Source organism: Acinetobacter sp. P1(2023), assembly GCF_028367635.1.
Lineage (GTDB): Bacteria > Pseudomonadota > Gammaproteobacteria > Pseudomonadales > Moraxellaceae > Acinetobacter > Acinetobacter pittii_E.
On sequence record NZ_JAQNDD010000005.1, the window covers coordinates 107,736 to 127,714 of the forward strand.

21 protein-coding genes are annotated in these 19,979 nt (G+C 40.5%); all 21 read right to left on the reverse strand.

All coding sequences use genetic code 11. The annotated features are described in order from the left end of the window. Positions 1 to 927, reverse strand: a complete 927-nt coding sequence (locus tag POD11_RS09510; RefSeq protein WP_262457047.1) for an LpxL/LpxP family acyltransferase — start codon at positions 925 to 927, stop codon at positions 1 to 3. Between the two features lie 2 nt (positions 928 to 929). Beyond that, positions 930 to 1,670, reverse strand: coding sequence for a glycosyltransferase family 2 protein (locus POD11_RS09515; RefSeq protein WP_262457048.1), 741 nt, complete (start codon positions 1,668 to 1,670; stop codon positions 930 to 932). A 2-nt stretch (positions 1,671 to 1,672) separates the two neighbouring features. Continuing rightward, complete coding sequence (locus tag POD11_RS09520) at positions 1,673 to 3,331, reverse strand: AMP-binding protein (protein WP_262457049.1); 1,659 nt, start codon at positions 3,329 to 3,331, stop codon at positions 1,673 to 1,675. A gap of 9 nt (positions 3,332 to 3,340) precedes the next feature. Next, positions 3,341 to 3,895, reverse strand: coding sequence for a septation protein IspZ (locus tag POD11_RS09525; RefSeq protein WP_262457050.1), 555 nt, complete (start codon positions 3,893 to 3,895; stop codon positions 3,341 to 3,343). Continuing rightward, positions 3,892 to 4,146 carry an acyl carrier protein gene (locus POD11_RS09530; RefSeq protein ID WP_080649511.1) on the reverse strand — a complete coding sequence of 85 codons (255 nt, stop codon included), beginning with the start codon at positions 4,144 to 4,146 and terminating at the stop codon, positions 3,892 to 3,894. Before POD11_RS09530 ends, POD11_RS09525 begins: the two co-directional genes overlap by 4 nt. A 5-nt stretch (positions 4,147 to 4,151) precedes the next feature. After that, entirely contained in the window at positions 4,152 to 4,412 is a 261-nt protein-coding gene (locus POD11_RS09535) for a phosphopantetheine-binding protein (protein ID WP_000067033.1), read from the reverse strand. A 1-nt stretch (position 4,413) separates the two neighbouring features. Next, positions 4,414 to 5,217: a lysophospholipid acyltransferase family protein gene (locus tag POD11_RS09540; RefSeq protein ID WP_081033665.1), complete on the reverse strand. Its 804-nt coding sequence runs from the start codon at positions 5,215 to 5,217 to the stop codon at positions 4,414 to 4,416. After that, positions 5,202 to 5,816, reverse strand: a complete 615-nt coding sequence (locus POD11_RS09545; RefSeq protein ID WP_262457051.1) for a beta-ketoacyl synthase chain length factor — start codon at positions 5,814 to 5,816, stop codon at positions 5,202 to 5,204. Before POD11_RS09545 ends, POD11_RS09540 begins: the two co-directional genes overlap by 16 nt. Positions 5,817 to 6,012: 196 nt before the next feature. Continuing rightward, positions 6,013 to 7,422 carry a ribosome biogenesis GTPase Der gene (der, locus tag POD11_RS09550; RefSeq protein ID WP_005066184.1) on the reverse strand — a complete coding sequence of 470 codons (1,410 nt, stop codon included), beginning with the start codon at positions 7,420 to 7,422 and terminating at the stop codon, positions 6,013 to 6,015. A gap of 188 nt (positions 7,423 to 7,610) precedes the next feature. Beyond that, on the reverse strand, positions 7,611 to 8,756 hold the full coding sequence (gene bamB / locus POD11_RS09555) for an outer membrane protein assembly factor BamB (RefSeq protein WP_262457052.1): 1,146 nt from the start codon (positions 8,754 to 8,756) through the stop codon (positions 7,611 to 7,613). After that, complete coding sequence (locus tag POD11_RS09560) at positions 8,756 to 9,454, reverse strand: YfgM family protein (protein ID WP_016142239.1); 699 nt, start codon at positions 9,452 to 9,454, stop codon at positions 8,756 to 8,758. Before POD11_RS09560 ends, bamB begins: the two co-directional genes overlap by 1 nt. Before the next feature lie 28 nt (positions 9,455 to 9,482). Continuing rightward, the gene (gene hisS, locus POD11_RS09565) at positions 9,483 to 10,775 is read right to left on the reverse strand and encodes a histidine--tRNA ligase (protein WP_016142240.1); all 1,293 of its coding nucleotides are present in this window, start codon (positions 10,773 to 10,775) and stop codon (positions 9,483 to 9,485) included. Beyond that, a complete protein-coding gene (gene ispG / locus POD11_RS09570) occupies positions 10,772 to 11,887 on the reverse strand; it encodes a flavodoxin-dependent (E)-4-hydroxy-3-methylbut-2-enyl-diphosphate synthase (RefSeq protein ID WP_016142241.1) in 1,116 nt (371 codons plus the stop codon). Before ispG ends, hisS begins: the two co-directional genes overlap by 4 nt. Before the next feature lie 21 nt (positions 11,888 to 11,908). Further along, entirely contained in the window at positions 11,909 to 12,700 is a 792-nt protein-coding gene (locus POD11_RS09575; RefSeq protein ID WP_016142242.1) for a helix-turn-helix domain-containing protein, read from the reverse strand. After that, the gene (gene pilW, locus POD11_RS09580; protein WP_262457053.1) at positions 12,691 to 13,491 is read right to left on the reverse strand and encodes a type IV pilus biogenesis/stability protein PilW; all 801 of its coding nucleotides are present in this window, start codon (positions 13,489 to 13,491) and stop codon (positions 12,691 to 12,693) included. Before pilW ends, POD11_RS09575 begins: the two co-directional genes overlap by 10 nt. Positions 13,492 to 13,505: 14 nt before the next feature. Further along, positions 13,506 to 14,741 (reverse strand): 23S rRNA (adenine(2503)-C(2))-methyltransferase RlmN, encoded by a 1,236-nt coding sequence (gene rlmN / locus POD11_RS09585; protein ID WP_002115097.1) that lies wholly within the window; start codon positions 14,739 to 14,741, stop codon positions 13,506 to 13,508. Between the two features lie 123 nt (positions 14,742 to 14,864). Then, positions 14,865 to 15,296 (reverse strand): nucleoside-diphosphate kinase, encoded by a 432-nt coding sequence (gene ndk / locus POD11_RS09590; protein ID WP_003654870.1) that lies wholly within the window; start codon positions 15,294 to 15,296, stop codon positions 14,865 to 14,867. Positions 15,297 to 15,409: 113 nt separating this feature from the next. After that, entirely contained in the window at positions 15,410 to 15,610 is a 201-nt protein-coding gene (gene iscX / locus POD11_RS09595) for a Fe-S cluster assembly protein IscX (protein WP_004698764.1), read from the reverse strand. Positions 15,611 to 15,709: 99 nt separating this feature from the next. Further along, the gene (locus tag POD11_RS09600; RefSeq protein ID WP_016142244.1) at positions 15,710 to 16,261 is read right to left on the reverse strand and encodes a phosphatase PAP2 family protein; all 552 of its coding nucleotides are present in this window, start codon (positions 16,259 to 16,261) and stop codon (positions 15,710 to 15,712) included. Positions 16,262 to 16,285: 24 nt separating this feature from the next. Next, positions 16,286 to 17,572 (reverse strand): glycosyltransferase family 4 protein, encoded by a 1,287-nt coding sequence (locus POD11_RS09605; RefSeq protein WP_262457130.1) that lies wholly within the window; start codon positions 17,570 to 17,572, stop codon positions 16,286 to 16,288. Between the two features lie 138 nt (positions 17,573 to 17,710). Further along, positions 17,711 to 19,894: a carboxy terminal-processing peptidase gene (locus tag POD11_RS09610; RefSeq protein ID WP_262457054.1), complete on the reverse strand. Its 2,184-nt coding sequence runs from the start codon at positions 19,892 to 19,894 to the stop codon at positions 17,711 to 17,713. Positions 19,895 to 19,979: the final 85 nt, after the last annotated feature.

The window sequence follows — 19,979 nt, forward strand, 5'->3', positions numbered from 1 at the left end:
TTATTTCGTCCAAAAATTATAAAAATTAAACCATTGATAAGGGGCGCGCAGACAATGCTGTTCTAGAACGGCAACGTATGTTTTAGTGATGGTTTGCATACTTTCAATACGGTGAGCACGCGGTAAATTTACCTGCTCGGCAATTGAATGAATATGCACTTGAAACTGCTGTTGCACTCGATAACAAAACACTGCAATAACAGGTACTTTGAGTAAATTTGCTAAAATCCATGCACCTTGAGGGAAGGATGCAGGCTCCCCTAAAAAATCAATTTGCTGAACACGATCTGACTGCACAGGTACTCGATCTGCCGCCACAATGACCCATTCACCTTGTTGCATCTTGTCTTGCAATAGCATTGCAGTTTCAATACCCAGCTCATCAACTGATAAAAGACACACATCTGCCTTATCATTTATTTTTTTCAAAAACTCATTAAATTTGGTCGCGTGCTTTTGGTAAACCAGCACATTAATTTTCTGTGGATGCTCTGACTTAATTGCTCGAAGCAATTCAATATTGCCGAAGTGAGAGACAACAATCAGAGCACCTTTTTGATAATGCTGAGAGAAGTTTTCATGTCCAAAAACTTGTAGCTCCTGCTCTGGAATATTGCCTAGCCAACCCTCAATCTTATCTAAAATACATTCGCCAAATTGCATGAAATGCGCGTAGCTATTTGTCCAATTTGGTTGGTGGCTAAAGGGAGTCTGTGATCCAGCAAAATGATGCAGTTTTTGTAAATAAAGTAAGGAAGCCTGTCTTGCTGTGGCAGCAAATAACCAATACCACATAATGACGAAGTACATCACCAACTTGCATAACCAACGTCCACCAAAACGGTAAAACCACAACATCAGCATGAGGGGCAACATACCGCCTCGCTCTTTAATGTCGTTCCATTTTGGTGAAGCTGAATCTGTCATAATTAACCTTGCAGCTTTTGTTTTAATAGCTTCGGTAAGCGAATCAGCATGCCCATAAATAAAGTTGCATGCGCTTTGCTTAGCCCTAAGTTATCTCGCCAAGCATGAAAATGAGAAATTCCCTGCTCTGGATAAACCACAGGTGTTGGTACATTAATAAAAGAGGTATTTTCCCATTTTAAACGTACTAAAATTTCACTATCAAAACCCATACGTGGCTGGAATTTAGCACTATTTAAAACCCTTATCGTGCTCGCGAGCGGATACACACGAAATCCGCACATACTGTCTTTAATTTCAAAAGACAAACTGTTTAACCAGACCCAAAAATGGGTAATGTAACGGCCATATAAGCGCTTTTTAGGAATAGAGGCATCAAAGTATGGCTGACCAATCACCATCGCATCGGGATGTTGCTGAGACTGCTCAATAAATTTTGGAATGTCATCCCAGCAGTGTTGACCATCCGAATCGAGTTGTAATGCATGACTTAACCCAAGCTCATAAGCTACACGTAAACCAGTCATTACGGCTTGCCCCTTACCCTTATTTACCTCATGTTCAATAAGATGAATTTGGGAGTATTGCTCTGCCAATGCTTTTAAAATTTGGCTACATGCAGCATCACTGCCATCATTGACCAACACAATCGGTAAATGGAAACTATCCAGATAAGCAATCAAATCTGCTAAATAATGTGGATGATTATAAACGGGAACAACAAAGCCGTAGTTGGTCTGCATTTTTAACCCTCTGCTTCTGTTTGCAAAGCAAATAATAGTCGCCCTGAAGCCAGAATCTGTTCTGAATCACGTAGTTCAAAAATTACTTTATGCTCTTTTCGAGCAAGCTTAAGTTGTACCACAGCATAAGGACGAATCAGGTTTTGGAATTTTAACTGCTCATATCCCTGACACCAGCTCAAATCAGACCAAATTGATTTAGCAAAATGTTGTAAAAAACCGATCTGCCCAACTCCAGGATAAATCGGTTGCGTTGGAAAATGCCCTTTAAAACACGCTAATTCAGGTGGAAATTCTAACTCCCAAATATAGTCATCTGAATTTTGAGACTGGGACAGCACCACGGGTTGTAACATAGGCTTAAATAGAGTTTTCAAATAGTTTTTATTGAGTTTGGACTGAGTATTTTGTGGTAACTGGCTGAGGAAACGCCATTGACGTGGAATCGCAATCGTTTCCAAGCTATCTTTCAACTGTTGTTTTAAATGGCTGACAAAAGCTGACTTACCATGCTGTTGTAACTGCTCACGAGCTTGTCCTGTCAGAACAACAATACAACCCAACATTTGGCGTTGCTCATGTTCAAATACAAGTACATGACAATGTTTTACAACCTCTAAAGCCTGAATACTTTGTTCAATCGCGTCTAGACTCAATCGCTTTTCTTCAAGTTTTACAATTCGATCTGTACGTCCCATCAGCGTAAAGGTCTGACATGTTGCATCTGTCCATGCTGCGCCATCACCTGTAATAATCCAGTCATTCTCAAAGGCATGGTTACTTTTTACGATGAGCTGTTGGTCTTCAATACGAATAGCCACATTACTAAACGCAGTCCAAGCATCTTCATCTTTAGCACGATGGGCAATACCACCAGTTTCCGAACTTCCCAAAACTTCAATAATCGGACGGTTTAAGTAAGGACGAATACCACTGTCTAGCTTGCCACCAGAGCTAAAGACCATTTGACAGTGTTGCAAAACGACATCGGTTGTCCAGCGTTTTAATAATGCAGGACTCGATATCAAATAATTGCTTAATCCCAACGTTTCTAATTGTTTTTGAGCTTGTACCACATCTTCTGGGAATGCCATTTGAGGCGCATAAAAACTTCGACCAGTAGCAAGTGGTAGCAGTAATTTAAACAGTAATCCATAAATATGTTGATGACTAACAGTTGCAATCGCAATTGCATGTTCATCAAAACTAAAGCTTTGGCTTAACCCTTGAACTTCGTTGAGTAATTGTTTTAGTGTTCTTGGGATTTTTTTAGGTTCACCAGTTGAACCTGATGTATAAAAATAGAGTTGCGCCTGCTCTAAAAAAGCATCGTCTAAGATTAAAGATAAGGGAAAAACTTTTTCAGTATTTTGGCGCTTTAAAAAATAAATCTGCTGTGCTGCAAAATCTTGTTCTAGTTCACGTACCCGATTTGGTGGTAAAAGTATTTGTTTTTTCGCTAGTAAAGCAGCAAAGAATAAAACCAGAAATTCATAGCTATCTGCTTCCCATAAAGCCCAAGTTAGATTTTCCATTTGAGCAATTGCAGTAGCTTGTAAGGCCACATCCTGCCAAAAGTAATTAAAACTGGTCGAGTGCAGAGCACCGTCTATACAAAGTGGCTGAGCTGAATCGATGAATTTCTGAAAATGGCAATACATAGTTTTTAATTAATGATTTGAAGAATGCAAACGCTGATGTCGCTTGCGCAAAATAAATTCGCCAAGGAACAAAATGCCCATCAGCACATAAGAAATAAAGCCATTATAAATGACCCAAACTTGAGTTGAGGTAAAAAGCACAGTACTTAAAGCAATCAGTGCATTACAAAAAAAGAAAACACACCAAACTTTAGTCACCTGTCTGGTCCACTGCACCCCAGAAGCAGGTAAATCAGGTTCAACGAGTCGGGCAAAGCGTTCAATCATAGATGGCGGCTTAATCAGTGTCAGCGCAAAAATAATTAATGCACCTAGACTCATCCCCACTGGATATAACTTTAGCCAAGCATGGTCATGTAACAATAAACTTAGACCGCCGCAAACGATAGCAAAACCCGTTAATGGCCATAATAACGAGTTGCCTTTGCTAAAAAGTCTGATCACACCCAACCCGATGAGTAAAGCACTCACCCAGACAAATTGGTCATGCGTCAAACTCCAGCCCACAATAAAGGGATACAGCACAAAAAGTGCCGTCATTATCCCTTTAAGAACAAACTTCATTCAGCAGTCATATTCTGAATAACCGTCACCACATCAAGCACGGTTCTCACATTTTTAAAGTCTTCAGGCTTTACTTGCTTGCCTGTTAACTCTTTAATTTTTACAACTAAATCGACCGCATCAATGCTGTCTACATCAAGATCAGAATAAAGGTTCGAATCGAGTTGAACAGACTCCGGTTCAATTTCAAACAAATCTTCCATCCATTCGCGGAGTTTAGTTAGTACTTGCTCTTGAGATAACATCATCACGCTCCTTATGACTTCTGTTGTGCTTCAACTAAAGCAACCAAGCTCTGGATTGACTTAAAATGCTGTTTGGTTTCATCCGACTCTGCATTTAAATGAATGTTGTAACGCTTTTTCAAAGCCAGTCCCAACTCAAGTGCGTCAATTGAGTCTAATCCTAGACCTTCTCCAAATAATGGAGCTTCTGTATCAATATCGGCAATAGTAATATCTTCTAGTGCTAGAACATCAATAATCATTTGCTTTAGTTCATCAGCAAGATTGCTCATTTCAAGATAACTCTTCTTCAAAAATTTTATAAAAACTACGACTTAACTGACGAACTTGTTTAGGTCCTACTGTTAAATCATCTAACAGATCTGATACCTGTACTGCATCTAACACCTTAACCTCAATATGGAACGGTTGAGATGGTACGTGATACCATTTTTCATTCTTGGTTAACGTTGATGGTGTACAAGTAATAATTACTGGGCGAATTGGTACATTTGCACGAATGGCAATATTGGCTGCACCTCGCTGAAACTCGTTTAGGGTCATCCCTTTTTCAGTGCGCGTTCCTTCCGGAAAAATTAAAAGAGAAGCCGCATTGTTTTCTTTTAGACGCTTTACACAGTCTTCTACAAACTGCTGAGAACCCGCATTTAAAATATAACCTGCGCTTTGTACCGGTCCTTTAGTAAATGGGTTCGACCAAAGAGACTGCTTCACGACACAATTAGCCTGCTGCATCATACCAATTAGTACTACAACATCAATCAAAGTCGGATGATTGGCGATCACCAACTCTTGGCGACTATTTTGTAGCTTTTCTAACCCTTCTACCGAATACGTCATGATGCCGAGTTTGACCATCATGTCGGTAAAGCCTTTAAAACTATGCTTAATCACATTTTGCGCACGTTGCTGCCGCTTTTGTGGATCAGAAGTAGTTGCATTGAGTACGGGTGCAATCACTGAGGCAATGGCCATACCGCCTAGCCCAAAACTGGCAAAGCTAAAACCAGTAGCAGCCACACGCCAGCAATAATTACTTTTTTGCTTGAGATTTTTAAGATTTAGCATTTGTTCCACCCAAATGCAGATGTTAACTGGTCGGCATCCTGCCAAAAATGAGCAAAAGCAGGAGCATCTGCTTCATCTGTATGCGTCCACGCAGTAATTTGTAAATTAGGTTGCTCTAGAGTAACGACAGCGGCCATCGCATAGGCAGGAAAATTGATTGCCTCAGCATAAATACTAGGTAATGGCTCATCATAAGCGACGACTAAGACTCGCTTAATCTCAGGCATTGACTTTAAAAGTGCATAAGCCTCAATCAAACCCTCAGTCCATGAACAGCTTAAGCTTGTAGAGGGAGTATCATCCTGACATAAAATTGAATAGAGACCAGAAATTGCATTATGAACAGACGTTGAAAATTGTGTAGGCGATGGGGTTTGATCATTTAAAACATCTTGCAAGATACTTAACGTTTTGGTCTCATCACCATATTTTGATATCCAAACGATATAATTGGCCTTACTCCCCTCTAATGCACCAATCGCACTATTTAAAGCAAGTTTAGCCAATGGTGATAAACGTCTACGCTGCATAGCCGGGATGCAGTCGAGCGCCGTATAGGAGGGCTGAGCATGTGTAAATATAAGCTGAGCAAGATGTAATGTTACCATGCTAAAAAATGAACCCTAGGCCGCGTTATTCTGTCGAAATATAAATTATTTTATAAAGATGCTGATTATAGCATTCGTTATAAAATTTACAAAAAATTACGTTTATTACTCACACTTTTTCATAACTCGTCAGACTAGCTCATTTATTTGCAAAAAAAACCCAAAGAAAACTTTGGGTTTTTGAACAGAAAAAAACTTAACGGTTAAATTTTTTCTCTGCTTTTTTAAATTTCTGAATATAGCGACGGCGACGTGCAGCAGTACGTTCATCAACCTGACTCTTACGACCTTCAAATGGGTTTTCAGAAGTTTTAAAGTCAATACGAACTGGCGTACCTTCAAGTTTATATACTTTACGGAACACGTTTTCTAAGTAACGACGATAATCGGCAGGTGTCTTATCAACCTTATTACCATGGATTACGATAGTCGGTGGGTTCTGTCCACCCATATGCGCATAACGCATTTTAATACGACGACCGCTAATCATTGGTGGTTGATGAGCCTCTGTCGCATCACTTAAAATTTGAGTCAATTTAGCTGGCGATACTTTTAAGTTTGCAGACTCATAAGCACGGTGGATAGAAGGATATAAATCACCCACCCCAGTTCCATGTAAAGCAGAAATCAAATGAATTTTTGCCCATGGAATAAAGTCAAAACGACGTTCAACATCAAGCTTACATTGCTTACGGTCGTATTCAGACATGTTATCCCATTTATTGATGGCAATAACCATGGCACGACCAGCTTCAAGCGCATACCCAATTAAATGTAAGTCTTGCTCAACAATACCTTCACGCGCATCGACTACAACCACAACAACATGTGCATCTTTCATTGCTTGCAAAGTCTTAACAATTGAGAACTTCTCAATCATTTCATCAACTTTACCTTTACGACGAACACCCGCTGTATCAATTAAGGTGTATTTACGACCTTCACGCTCAAAAGGAATGTAAATAGAGTCACGAGTTGTACCTGGTTGGTCAAATGCCACCACACGGTCTTCACCAAGCAAACGGTTGACCAGTGTTGACTTACCAACGTTAGGACGACCAATAATTGCTAAACGTAAGCCAGTATCTTTGTCATGTTCTTCAGGGTTTTCATCTTCTGGAACTTCCGCAAGTACATCTTCCAGCATTTGCTGTACGCCACGACCATGGCTAGCGGCAACTTGTAATGGTTCACCCATACCAAGCTTGTAGAACTCAACTAAAGCTGCTTCAGCATGAACACCATCTACCTTGTTCGCAACAAGATAAATTTTCTTGCCTAAAGTACGTAGTTCACGAGCAATTTGCTCATCAGAAGCTAACAATCCAGCACGAGCATCAACCACAAAAATAATAATATCTGCTTCGTTGATCGCTGTTTTTGACTGCTCGGCCATGTAGTTATCAATACCGCCTTCACTCTCACCAATACCGCCAGTATCAACGACAATGAAAGACTTATTTTGATAAGTCGCATCACCATATTTACGGTCACGAGTCAGGCCCGCGAAGTCGGCTACAAGTGCATCACGACTCTTGGTAATCTGGTTAAATAACGTTGATTTTCCGACATTCGGACGACCAATGAGCGCAATAACGGGTTTCATACAATAACCTTAATTCAAGACCAGCCATATCTCATGGCATGAGCATTAGAAACAATACAGGAGATATATTTTAAGGTCAGATATGACCATAATAAAAGACGGGGCTTTGAACTGATTTAATTCAAACACCCCGATATTTTTTAACAGCGTAATTTGTTAAGCGGCTATTTTAGCACAAGCAAACGAAATTAACGATTCTGCCAAATACTTAAATCGCCTTTTCTGGTCGAAACGTAAAGTTGGTTCTCAATAACACGTAATGTATTGACCTCACCACTCGTTTTTGAACGACCAATTAGCTTACCTGTTGCCGGATCAACAAGATGTAATACTCCATCTAAATCACCAACAATAAGGTCCGAACCCAACACAACCGGGTTACTTAAATGGCGGTTTAACAAACTATCATTTTGCCAAATCTGTTCGCCTGTCGTTAAATCATAAGCCGTTAACTTACCATCCGTAGAAGAAACGAATACTTTGTTGTCATACACTTCTGGGCGCTTCGTGCTGCTCGAGTCTTCACTCCAAACTACACGTTGAGAAGCTAGGTCAGTTACGGTCACTTGTCCTTGGAAACTAGTCGTTACCATAAACTGTCCAGCAATAGTAGGATCACCATCAATATCAATCAGACGTTGAATATCAGAACGACCTTCACTTACCGCAACACGGCGCTGGAAACGCGGAATACCACTAATCGTATCAATTGCATAAACATATGCATTCGCAGATGCAATTAATACAGTACGCGGATCAAGACTCACTGGTGATGCCTGTCCACGTAAACTAAATTGAACATTTGGTAATTTATACGCCCAAACTTGTTGACCTGAAGCAGCATCATGAGCAAACACAGTACCATCATTAGCAACGGTAATAACACGTCCAGACTGAACTAAAGAAGGACTTAATAGTGCACCAGATAACTGTGCTGTCCACTTCTGCTCACCTGTTGCCTGATCTAATGCAAACAGTTGACCTTTACTATTACCAACAATAACAATTCCTTCAGCAGCTTCAACACCAGAGCTTAAGCCTAATTTGCTGACTTTTTTCTCCCAAAGGCGTTGTTTACCACGATATGCGGCAACTTCACCTTTTGGATCAAGCGTAAAAACTACGCCTTCACTTGCATCAAGCTGCAAACGTAACGGATCTGCCTTATCAGTAGAAGAAACACTGCGCGAAAACACCGGTACTAGAGTCTTTTTCGACTCAGTCAATTTCGGTAGTGGATTTGGTTTTGCTTCTTTTACTTTGTTGCTAGAACATCCCACCAGTACAGCCGATGCGATTGCAATTGCCAAAGGCAGTTTGAATTTCTGATTCATTAAGACTCTTCCACCTGTGTTTCCAAAATTGGGCGCTCAATCTGTGGATCTTCAACTAAAACGCCAACACTTTCGAGTTTAATTTGTAAAATTTGACGCTCTTGTTTACGTTCCAGTAACGAATCCCATGCAGCTTGATACGCTTTTTTAGCAGAATCAATATCTTTCTTGGCAACAAAGATATCACCACGTAACTCTTCTACTGTTGCTTTAAACGCAGGATCGACATTACCAGACAAGGTTTTTAGTGCTTCATCATATTTGTTTTGCGCCAATTGTGCATCTGCTAAACGCAATTTTACAACTTGAATCAAGCCTTCATCTTTGACTTTTGAATTTTCAACTTTCTTCAACGCTTTTTCAGCTGCTGCATAGTCCTGTTTTTCATAGGCTAATTTTGCTAACACAAACTGAGTCTGTATGGCCTGAACAGAATCGATATCATCTTTCACGATCTTATCTGCCGATGCAGTTACCGAAGTTAAAGCATTAGGATTATCAGCACTCGCATTTGCCTCATCCATTAACTGCTGTACTTTTGCAGTTTCTACTTGGCTGCTTGCAAGATTCCTTTTTTGCCAATATTCCCACCCAAAAAAGGCAATCAATGCAATGAGAATCCCGCTAATGATGGCAGAACCATATTTTTTTGCGAACGACTTTAAGCTGTCGAATTGTTCATCATCACTTAAGCTCATGTGATTGTCCTTTTCCAGATGTTTCAGTTTATTTTGTAAATTTTTCAATTAAGAATGGTACAAGGTCAGCCAGTGCAACTTGTGACTGCTCAGCTGTTGCCAACTCTTTGATGGCAAGTTGCTGCGCTTCCCATTCACGCTCACCCAAAATCATGGCGTAAACAGCCCCAGCCTGATCAGCTTTTTTCATCTGACTCTTCATGCTACCTTGCGAACCTGTTTTGATTCGAATACTGCTATTTGCAGCTTCCAACTGGTCACGTAATTGTTCCGCTAAAATCAAAGCTTTGGTTTGATAAGCAGGTTCTGCAACCAAAAATACTTCACAATCACGAATAACTTCTGCCTGTTCAACCTGCTCAAGTAGAAGCAATAAACGCTCCATACCCATCGCAAAACCAACAGCAGGTACAGATTGATCTGGCTTACCTTTTAGCTGACCAACTAAACCATCGTAGCGTCCGCCAGCACATACAGTACCTTGCGAACCTAAAGCAGTAGTTGTCCACTCAAAAACTGTCTTATTGTAATAATCCAGACCACGCACCAATTTCTGATTAATGACAAATTGGATGCCAGCAGCAGTCAAATAGTCTTGTAACTGCTTAAAATGATCTAAACTTTCTTCTTTTAAGAAGTCATGTAGTTTTGGCGCATTTTCCAGAATTTTCTGGGTAGATTCAATTTTAGAATCTAAAATACGTAATGGATTTGTTGTTAAACGACGCTGTGAATCTTCATCCAACGCATCTTTATGTTCGTTTAAAAACGCAACCAATGCATTACGGTACTCTGTACGCTCATCAGTTTCGCCCAAAGTATTTAATTCAAGCTGAACTTTATCTGCAACGCCCATACGTTTCCATAAACGAGCAGTCAACATAATCAATTCAGCATCAATGTCAGGAGTTGCAACACCGAAAGTTTCCACACCAAACTGGTGGAACTGACGATAACGTCCTTTTTGTGGTTTTTCATAACGGAACATAGGTCCCATATACCACACGCGTGGCGTAGCACCGCGCAACAAGTTATGTTCAACTAAAGCACGAACACAACCTGCCGTACCTTCCGGACGTAAGGTTAATGACTCTGGTGGATTGCCTTTATCGAAAAAGGTATACATTTCTTTTTCGACAATATCGGTAGCATCACCAATAGCACGTTTAAACAAACCCGTTTGTTCAACGATCGGCAAACGAATTTGTTGATATCCATAAGCATCCATTAAAGATGCTAAATGTTGCTCGAGACGTCTCCACGCTACTGTTTGCGTTGGCAAGATGTCATTAAAACCTTTGATTGCGACGATTGAACTCATGATGAACTACGAATAATTTCTTTAGATTTAGCTTCTTCAAGCTCTTGGACACGTTGACGAACCATTGTTTCGATTTCATCAACCAATTGATCGGTATCGATTAGATGGCTTTTTTCACCATTGCGATAAACCAATGAACGAGGCGCAGCCCCAACAACCCCGATATCAGCTTCTTTTGCTTCACCCGGACCGTTTACCTTACAGCCAATTACCGACACATCCATTGGAGTACGAACATCTTCTAAACGTTCTTCCAACGCTTGCATCACCTGAATAACATTAAATTCTTGGCGTGAACAACTCGGGCAAGCAATAAAGTTAATCCCGTTAGAACGAAGCCCAAGTGATTTTAAAATATCAAAACCAATCTTGATTTCATCTTCCGGTTCGGCAGCAAGCGAAATACGCATCGTATCGCCAATACCTTCCATCAACAATCCACCAAGGGCAATTGCTGATTTCACAGTACCTGTACGGTAAATACCAGCTTCAGTTACGCCTAAATGTAATGGATTATCAATTTGCTGAGAAAGCAAGCGGTAAGCATCCATGGTTAGAAACACATTTGAGGCTTTTACGCTAACTTTAAACTCATGGAAATCAAGACGGTCTAAAATATCAATATGACGTAAAGCTGATTCAAGAAGTGCTTGCCCGGTAGGCTCGCCATATTTCTTTTGTAAATCTTTTTCTAGAGAACCCGCATTGACCCCAATACGCATAGAAATGCCATGATGACGTGCCGCTGCAACGACTTCACGAACTTTCTGATCTGATCCGATATTACCAGGGTTAATACGTAAACAGTCTGCACCATAATCTGCAACAGCTAAGGCAATTCTATGGTCAAAGTGAATATCTGCAACCAAAGGTACTGAAACGCGCTTACGAATTGCACCAAATGCTTCAGCAGCCTCCATAGATGGGACCGAAACACGCATAATATCAGCACCTGCATCAACACAACGCTCAATTTGAGCCACGGTTGCATCGACATCGCAAGTTTCGGTATTTGTCATACTTTGCACACTAATAGGTGCATCGCCACCGACATACACCGAACCAACACGGATTTTACGTGTTGGTCGACGTTTAATTGGGTTCTCTATCATTGTATCGCTCAACTCATGGTATTAGCGGGATAAACGGAATTCTGCTTTACCGTTTACCGTATATGGAGACAATGAAATCTGTTCTTGGTTTAGACTTAATGACACAGCTGTTGCATCATCAAGACGAATCTGGAATGGAGACTCACCATTTAAGCTTAAAGTTGATGACTGACGACCTGTCGCCAAAACTTTACCTGTTGCATCAACAATATGAACAGAAGTTGGTCGGTTAAAGTTTAACACTAATTGGTCACCCACTGTTGAGGTGGTACTTCCCTGCATAGGTAAAACTTCAACATTCGATTGATTTACTTTAGGTAAATCTGCATCGTCTTTCTTTGAAGTCCATTTTTGGATACCCATAACAAGCAATGACACAACAGCAAGAATTACAACAGCAAGCAGTGCACGTTTTAACCATTTTTTATTACGATCGCTATTAGAACCCGGGAGTTTGCCCATGATTTTAATTGGCGAGTTATTTAAAGCATGATTTGGTAAAAGGCCCGTATCATTTGCATAAATCTCATCGAAGCGCTGAATAATTGCCGTCGCATCTGTATTTAAATATTTCGCATATGAACGGTAATAACCCTTAATAAAAGTCGCTTCTGGCAATGACTTATAATCATCTTGCTCTAAAGCGGTCAGAGTCTTAACCGGCATATTTAAATCTGAAGAAACCTGCCCTAACTCTTTATTCTGAGCAACTCGAATTTGACGTAAATACTCACCAGGACGTTGAATATTTCCTAAAGCAGAAGTCGGTAAGCTTGAGCCAGTTGGCTGCTGTGAATTAGGATTTATTTCCATACGGCCTCAGTACTATACTGTAATTGCAAATAACGTTGATATTCTGGACTTTCCGGGAACAAGGCACGTAATTGGTTTACTAACGCTTGCATTCCCATTTTATCCGCATTGGCTCGAGCCACTCTTACACCAATCCAAAGTGCTCTTGCACCCTGATTTTTCTGCCCCACTGTATGAACATATTGTTCATACATTTGTGTAGCAGCCGGAATCTGCTGCTGCAAATAAAAAATTTCCGCTAACTCTAACATTGAAATATAAGAGTCGCGGTTAGCAAGGAGTGCTTGTTTGAATGTTTTTTCAGCATTCACAACATCACCCAATTTTAAATAAATACGCCCCAGATTTTCTAATGCTTGATAGCGTTGGTCATAACCTAATGTTGCGCCAGCAATACGGAATTGCTCAATCGCCTCATTATAACGCTCCATTTGGTATAAATAAGTACCATAATTATTATGTGCTTGAGCATTATCCGGTTCAGATGAAATTGCTCGTTTAAAATAATGTTCTGCTTTTTCTAAGTTGGTTTTGCTACCTTCTTGCTGTAGCAAAATCCCCATCATCATGTTTGCTGTTGCATCGCGGCTATCTACACTTAAAGCTTGATCAAGAGCTCGCTTTGCTGAGTCCAAGTCACCAGAACGGATATGTTCAGCAGCAAGTTGTGTACGCACTTTTACTGCTTTTTCTGGGTCTTTTTTTTGCATATGCGTTGTCTGGCAACCACTTGCCAGAAATGCAACTGCAATCCCCATACATAAGACCGTTTTTAACTTTGGAATACTCAAAGCCTGCCCTCAATTTATCCTTGTGTACGCAAAATCTCTTGACGCTGTGTCACTTTTTTCTGCCACTGTTCAGCACGGCGGGTTCTATCAGCCACCTGACCCACTAGCTGTCCACATGCAGCATCAATATCATCACCACGTGTTTGACGAATCGTACACACAAATCCGGCATCAGACAAAGTTTTTTGGAACGAGATAATACGATTTCGGCTTGAGCGACCATATGGTGCATGCGGGAATGGGTTAAATGGGATCAAGTTAATTTTACTTGGTAAATTTTTTAATAATTTAATCATTTGCTGTGCATGTTCAGGCTGATCATTTACGCCCTCTAACATCACATATTCGATGGTCACATGTTTACGCGTACTTTCATTACCGTCTTTAGCAATATAGCGCTGACATGCTGCAATTAACTGAGCCAATGGATATTTTTTATTAATTGGCACAAGCTCATTACGTAACTCATCGTTTGGTGCATGCAAGGAAATTGCTAAAGCCACATCAATATCTTTTGCAAGCTGGTCAATTTTTGGTACAACACCAGACGTTGATAAAGTCACACGACGTTTTGACATGCCATAAGCAAAGTCATCAAGCATGATCTGCATTGAGCTTAATACGGCATCATAGTTGAGCAGTGGCTCACCCATACCCATCATCACGACATTGGTCACTGAACGCTCACGCTCGGCAACAGGCACTTCTTCCATATAAGAATAGTTTGCCATCCAGAGTTGCCCAATAATTTCATCTGGTGTTAAATCACGTTGGAAACCTTGTTTACCTGTCGAACAAAACGAGCAATCTAATGCGCAGCCCACTTGAGAAGAAATACAAAGTGTTTTACGTAATCCAGTTTTATCTTCGGCAGGAATTAATACAGTTTCAACTAAAGAACCTGCACCCTCACCTACGCGAAACACCCACTTACGTGTACCATCTTTTGAATAATGACGGTGAACCACTTCAGGTGCTTTAATTTCACAAATCTGTTCAAGCTTTGCACGTAATTTACCTGAAATATTGGTCATTTCAGCAAAATCAGTGACAAAGTATTGATGTATCCATTTCATGACCTGTCCGGCACGAAACTTCTTCTCACCAATATCTTCAAAGAATTTTTCTAACTCAGGACGAGACATGCCGAGCAAATTCACTTTATTTTCGGCAGCAGGGATTACCGGCGTGGACGAAGATTGCTGCTGTCCATCAAGATTTTCAGATGAAACGACCACTGCAGAACTCATGTGTATTTACCTAAACCATGTCAAAAAACTGAAGATATTGTTCAATAATCAAACAATATTCTCTTGAGAGAATAAAAAAACCAGATAAGTAGTATACCACTTATCTGGTTTGAATGCTTTCGATTAACGAGTGCGTGGGCAGATCTCGTTGTCAGCAAAGAAGTAAGCAATTTCACGCTCTGCAGAAGCAACTGAGTCAGAACCGTGAGCAGCATTTTCATCGATGCTTACAGCGAAGTCAGCACGGATCGTACCAGGAGCAGCTTCTTTAGGGTTTGTAGCACCTAAGATTTCACGGTGTGCAAGAACTGCATTTTCGCCTTCAAGAACAGATACTACAACTGGACCAGAAGTCATGAATGCAACTAAGTCACCAAAGAAACCACGTTCTTTATGCTCAGCATAGAAACCTTCAGCATCAGCTTGAGAAAGGTGTTTCATTTTAGTCGCAACAATTTTTAAACCCGCTTTTTCAAAACGAGCAAAAATATCACCGATGTGGTTTTTAGACACTGCATCAGGTTTTACGATAGACAAAGTACGTTCAATAGCCATGAGTGGCTCCTTTATTTTAAAATTTAAACATTAAAAAATTTGCCGCATTATACCGATGTCATAGGCAATAATCAGCTTTGAATGTGTAAAAGTTGCGATTTTTTCTACTGTTTTTAGCGAACTTCGTCTATCCAGGCCATCTGGATGCCTTCTAGCAATCCTTCTGTCGATTTATTTGGGTCATCACTGAAGTCTGGTAATGCGCACACCCATGCATGTAAATCGGTAAAACGGATCCATTGCGGATCAACTTCTGGATGTGCTTCTGACAATTCAATGGCAATATCAATCGTATCTGTCCAACGTAAGCCCATAGCGGCTCCTATCTGTTTAATCTGCTAAATCACGAACTGTGTACTTTAGCAAATCCACAAACCTAATCGATAGCTTAAGCTGATAAAAATTACCGCTGCCTATAAAGCAATGTTCAATAATGGCGCTATAAAAATAATCATCGTAGCGACTGCTGCACCAATTAGGGCACCTACGATTACATCACTTGGGTAATGAAGGCCCAACACCATCCGAGACAAAGCGACCAGCACCATAAATGGGAACATAGCTGCAAGTAGAACTGGCTGGATATAACCCAACACAATCGTTACCATGACCGCATGAAGCGTATGACCCGATGGAAAACTAAAGTGATCAAGTGGTCTTTCACCGAGTATAATCACCTGATGCACCTGATAAGGACGCGGTCGCGTTGTTTTATGTTTTAAAAATTTATAGATTGCTGTTCCGACCGAACCACCTAATAACAAGTAGATGATTTGCAAGCTATAGGTGATGCCTTGCATTCCCCACACGATTGCCAGCATTAGATACCAAAATGGACCATCACCAACACGACTGATAATTTTGAAAAAAAGGGCAACACGCTGTGAATGAGAAAAATTATTAAGATATAAACAGCCTCTCAAATCTAAATCGAGTATTTTTATTTTTGCATTCTTAAGTTTCATGGTCATTCTCCTATCTTAGGATACTTAGGTGAAGTTCAACGAGGGCTCCTTCACTACCTGATAAAATGCCTGCTCCAATTGCTGAACCGGAAGTTGCCAACCGCTTTGCTGTACTTTATGACAGGCTTGTACGCCCATTTCTCTAAGTTGTTGTACTGAAGGAAGCTGATAAATTTGTTGTATAAAGTGGTTTATTTGTCCAAGTGGGCTTAACCAGCCATTCACACCATGGGCTAGATATTGATGTGCACATGCATAATCATACGCGATAACTGGTAAACCGCTTGCCATCGCCTCTAAAACTACGTTACCAAACGTTTCAACTTGGCTAGCAAAAACGAATACATCTGCACTCGCATAGGCGGCTGCCAAATCTTGCCCTCTCAGACTTCCGGTAAAGATAACATCCTTCGCTGCAGGTAGTGACTTTAACCGAGCAAAATCTGGGCCATCTCCCACAATAACTAATTTAGTTTTATGTGGCTGAATGTTTTGTAGGTTGGCATAACTTTCAATGAGCACTTGCACTTCTTTTTCGGGAGATAAACGCCCCACGTAAAGCATAACGCGAGTATTCTCATCAGCATCCCATTGTTTTCGCAAATTTTCAGAGCGATGCTTCGGTGAAAATCTAGTCGTATCTACACCGCGTCCAACCACAACCAACGGGCAAGTAATACCAAAACCGCGTAATGCTTCTTGTGTATCTTTACTCGGCACACAGGTCACTTGCGTATTGTTATGAAACCAGCAAAGGTATTTTTGAATTGGTTTGACTAAAAAAGCCAAATCGAAGAATCGGCTAAAATCTTGGAATGGGGAATGAAAGCCACTCGAAATTGGAATAGCTTTTGCTTTAGCAGCTTGCATGGCTGTTAAGCCTAACGGCCCTTCAGTCACAATATGAACGACATCGGGCACAAATTTTTCAAAAGCTTTCGATACTTTTAAATATTGTGGCCAACCAAACTGTAAAGTCGGATATTTTGGAATCGCCTGCGACATCACCAGACACTCTTGCTCTGGCGTAAAGTCTTGGCATTTCGCTTTTTGCTCTGGGCGAATCAATAAAATCTTATGCCCCTGTTTCTGTAAACCTTGGCATAATTGTAATAATGAAAGTGCCACACCATTAATTTCAGGTGGCCAAGTTTCAGTAACAATTGCAATTTTTAAACGTGGACGCACTAAATCATGCAATGAATGCGTATTAGATAGTTGCTTTTGTTTAAAAAAGAATTGGAAGCTTTCAGGAAGTTGCTGTTGTTTTAATAGTGCTGTCGCGTATGAACTTTGCATAGCGCCATCCATCAATGTATTTATTTTCATGCTTAAAGATTAAGCAGTTTTTTTGACAATTTGATGATAAATGCATGACAGTTTACTGACATGAAAAATAAAAAAAGCACACTGATAACAGCATGCTTTTCTCTTAAGACCTAGTAATATTTAGCGATTTTGCAATTTTGCATAATCCATAAGTACATTTGCAGCTTCAGTCACAAAAGTTTCTTCTTCTGGTAATGCAGGACGTTGTGATGCTTTCATTTTAGCGCGAGATTCAGCTAGAGCATCCAATGAAGCTTGATAGCTTTCCCAATTTGCAAAAGGCTTTTGACCAGTTGCAGCACGGCGTTCATTTTCTGCATCTAAAGTTTGTTTTTCTAAACCAAGTAATTCAGCACGGCGCTTATCAATATCAAGTACCACTTGTTTTTGCTCACTTGTTACCTTAGCAATCGCAGTACGCTTATTTAGATATTTAAACTGAGCATCATTACCAACACGTTGTTCAGAGAATTGAGACAACTTTGTCACATAAGGCTGAACAGAACCTTCACGCTTAAATGGTGCAGTAGGAATTGTGTCCCACTTCAACGCATTCTTCGATTTACGTTCACCAAACTCTTCGTTATAGATATCGACGAGTTTAATGTCTGGCACTACACCTTTATTTTGTGTACTACCACCCGTAATACGATAGAACTTACGCTGAGTTAAAGTCGCTTGACCGTATGCAAGAGTATCAAGTTGTACCTGAGCTGTACCCTTACCAGTTGTTGTACTACCAATAATAATACCGCGCTCATAGTCTTGAATGGCAGCAGAGTAAATCTCACTTGCTGAAGCCGACGCCAAGTTCACCAATACAGCGAGTGGACCTGTATAAATTTGTTGGCCGCCATCGTTGTCTTCAAAAACACTTACGTTGCCATTGCCATCACGAATTTGTACAACCGGACCAGACTTAATCACCTGCCCCAACATGCGTGCAACTTCTTCTAATGAACCACCTGGGTCATTACGTAAATCAATAATAATCCCTTCTACTTTCTTCGCTTTTAGTGCTTCGAAAGCATTTGCAGTATCTTCAGAAACTGAACGGTACTGTTGACCTGCACGACGTGAACGGTAGTCAAAATAGAATGATGGAATTTCAATTACGCCCAACACATGCTTTTTACCATCACGTGTTACTTCAACTGTGCGTGAACGAACGCCAGCATCTTCCTCTTGAATCACATCACGCACTAAAGTCACATTACGTGCTTGACTCATTGATGCACCGGCACCAAGAAGTTTTAATGTGACTTTTGTTCCGCGTTTACCACGAATGAGTCCAACAATTTCAGAACTTGTCCAACCAATCACATCAACCATTTTCTCGCCCTCTTGAGCGACGCCAATGATTCGATCTCCTGATTTAACTTGACCAGACTTACTTGCAGGACCACCCTCTACAATGGTTTCAATCTTGGTGTAATCTTCGTTGCCACGTTCTGGACGAATCGACACACCAATACCTTCGAGTTGCAAGGTGGTTTGGCGATTTAGTTCGATCGCATCAATTGGCGGATAATAGTTACTATGCGGATCATAGGTCGCCAACATTGCATTTAATGTTTTGTCCAATACGTCATCGCTTTTCACACGACTAATTCTTTCAAACTGACGTGTATAACGTTTAGTTAATGTTTGAGCTGGCGTTAAATCTTCTGGGCCAGTTAAGTCCTGACCGTTAGCAAGTGAAGGATTTTCTTTAAGCGCTTTTTGTTTCGCCTGCTCTTCTTCACGACTAATGGTTAAGTTGATTAACTGTGAAACCAACATTTTACGCCAATGATTTTGTTGCTCAGCTGTCGTTTTAAAATACGGTGCTTTTTCACGATCAACTTCAATATAACTATTTGGCTGTTTTAAATTTTGCTGTTGTTTCAATTCAGCCAGCATGAACTCATAAAACTGTTTTAAGCGTTCACGATATTGCTGATGAATTGCAAACGGTCCAGTTAAATTCCCCGCTTTTAATGAAGCACCAAAATTTGAACCATAGAGTTTTTTATAATTTTGAACTTCAGCGTCTAAAAATAGTGAGTGATCTGGATCAAGACTATCTAAATACATATCGAGAATACGATTTGATGTCGTCGCATCCAGACGCATATTTAAATAATGTTGGCGATCAACTAAAGTTGCCAGCTGGCGAGCTACCAAAGCTTGTTCTTGCGTTGGCTGGATTGATTGAGAAACCGCAGCAGTATTGGTTGCTGCTCTCGCTTCATTCATCGTATGAGAGAAGAATAAACCGCCAGTCGCGATCGCTACTGCACAAGCTATAGTTTGAAGTTTCATAAATTTTTAATACTTCCTTGGGTGTTCCTATCTTACACGCTCTGTTTTCGATATGAACTAAGCAGATTCAAAATCTTAACCAACT

What these genes read in the sequence shown, in the direction of transcription:
- POD11_RS09510 (WP_262457047.1), bottom strand. Translation starts at nt 927, where the DNA reads ATGACAGATTCAGCTTCACCAAAATGGAACGACATTAAAGAGCGAGGC.
- POD11_RS09515 (WP_262457048.1), bottom strand. Translation starts at nt 1,670, where the DNA reads ATGCAGACCAACTACGGCTTTGTTGTTCCCGTTTATAATCATCCACAT.
- POD11_RS09520 (WP_262457049.1), bottom strand. Translation starts at nt 3,331, where the DNA reads ATGTATTGCCATTTTCAGAAATTCATCGATTCAGCTCAGCCACTTTGT.
- POD11_RS09525 (WP_262457050.1), bottom strand. Translation starts at nt 3,895, where the DNA reads ATGAAGTTTGTTCTTAAAGGGATAATGACGGCACTTTTTGTGCTGTAT.
- POD11_RS09535 (WP_000067033.1), bottom strand. Translation starts at nt 4,412, where the DNA reads ATGAGCAATCTTGCTGATGAACTAAAGCAAATGATTATTGATGTTCTA.
- POD11_RS09545 (WP_262457051.1), bottom strand. Translation starts at nt 5,816, where the DNA reads ATGGTAACATTACATCTTGCTCAGCTTATATTTACACATGCTCAGCCC.
- der (WP_005066184.1), bottom strand. Translation starts at nt 7,422, where the DNA reads ATGAAACCCGTTATTGCGCTCATTGGTCGTCCGAATGTCGGAAAATCA.
- bamB (WP_262457052.1), bottom strand. Translation starts at nt 8,756, where the DNA reads ATGAATCAGAAATTCAAACTGCCTTTGGCAATTGCAATCGCATCGGCT.
- POD11_RS09560 (WP_016142239.1), bottom strand. Translation starts at nt 9,454, where the DNA reads ATGAGCTTAAGTGATGATGAACAATTCGACAGCTTAAAGTCGTTCGCA.
- hisS (WP_016142240.1), bottom strand. Translation starts at nt 10,775, where the DNA reads ATGAGTTCAATCGTCGCAATCAAAGGTTTTAATGACATCTTGCCAACG.
- ispG (WP_016142241.1), bottom strand. Translation starts at nt 11,887, where the DNA reads ATGATAGAGAACCCAATTAAACGTCGACCAACACGTAAAATCCGTGTT.
- POD11_RS09575 (WP_016142242.1), bottom strand. Translation starts at nt 12,700, where the DNA reads ATGGAAATAAATCCTAATTCACAGCAGCCAACTGGCTCAAGCTTACCG.
- rlmN (WP_002115097.1), bottom strand. Translation starts at nt 14,741, where the DNA reads ATGAGTTCTGCAGTGGTCGTTTCATCTGAAAATCTTGATGGACAGCAG.
- ndk (WP_003654870.1), bottom strand. Translation starts at nt 15,296, where the DNA reads ATGGCTATTGAACGTACTTTGTCTATCGTAAAACCTGATGCAGTGTCT.
- iscX (WP_004698764.1), bottom strand. Translation starts at nt 15,610, where the DNA reads ATGGGCTTACGTTGGACAGATACGATTGATATTGCCATTGAATTGTCA.
- POD11_RS09600 (WP_016142244.1), bottom strand. Translation starts at nt 16,261, where the DNA reads ATGAAACTTAAGAATGCAAAAATAAAAATACTCGATTTAGATTTGAGA.
- POD11_RS09605 (WP_262457130.1), bottom strand. Translation starts at nt 17,572, where the DNA reads ATGGATGGCGCTATGCAAAGTTCATACGCGACAGCACTATTAAAACAA.
- POD11_RS09610 (WP_262457054.1), bottom strand. Translation starts at nt 19,894, where the DNA reads ATGAAACTTCAAACTATAGCTTGTGCAGTAGCGATCGCGACTGGCGGT.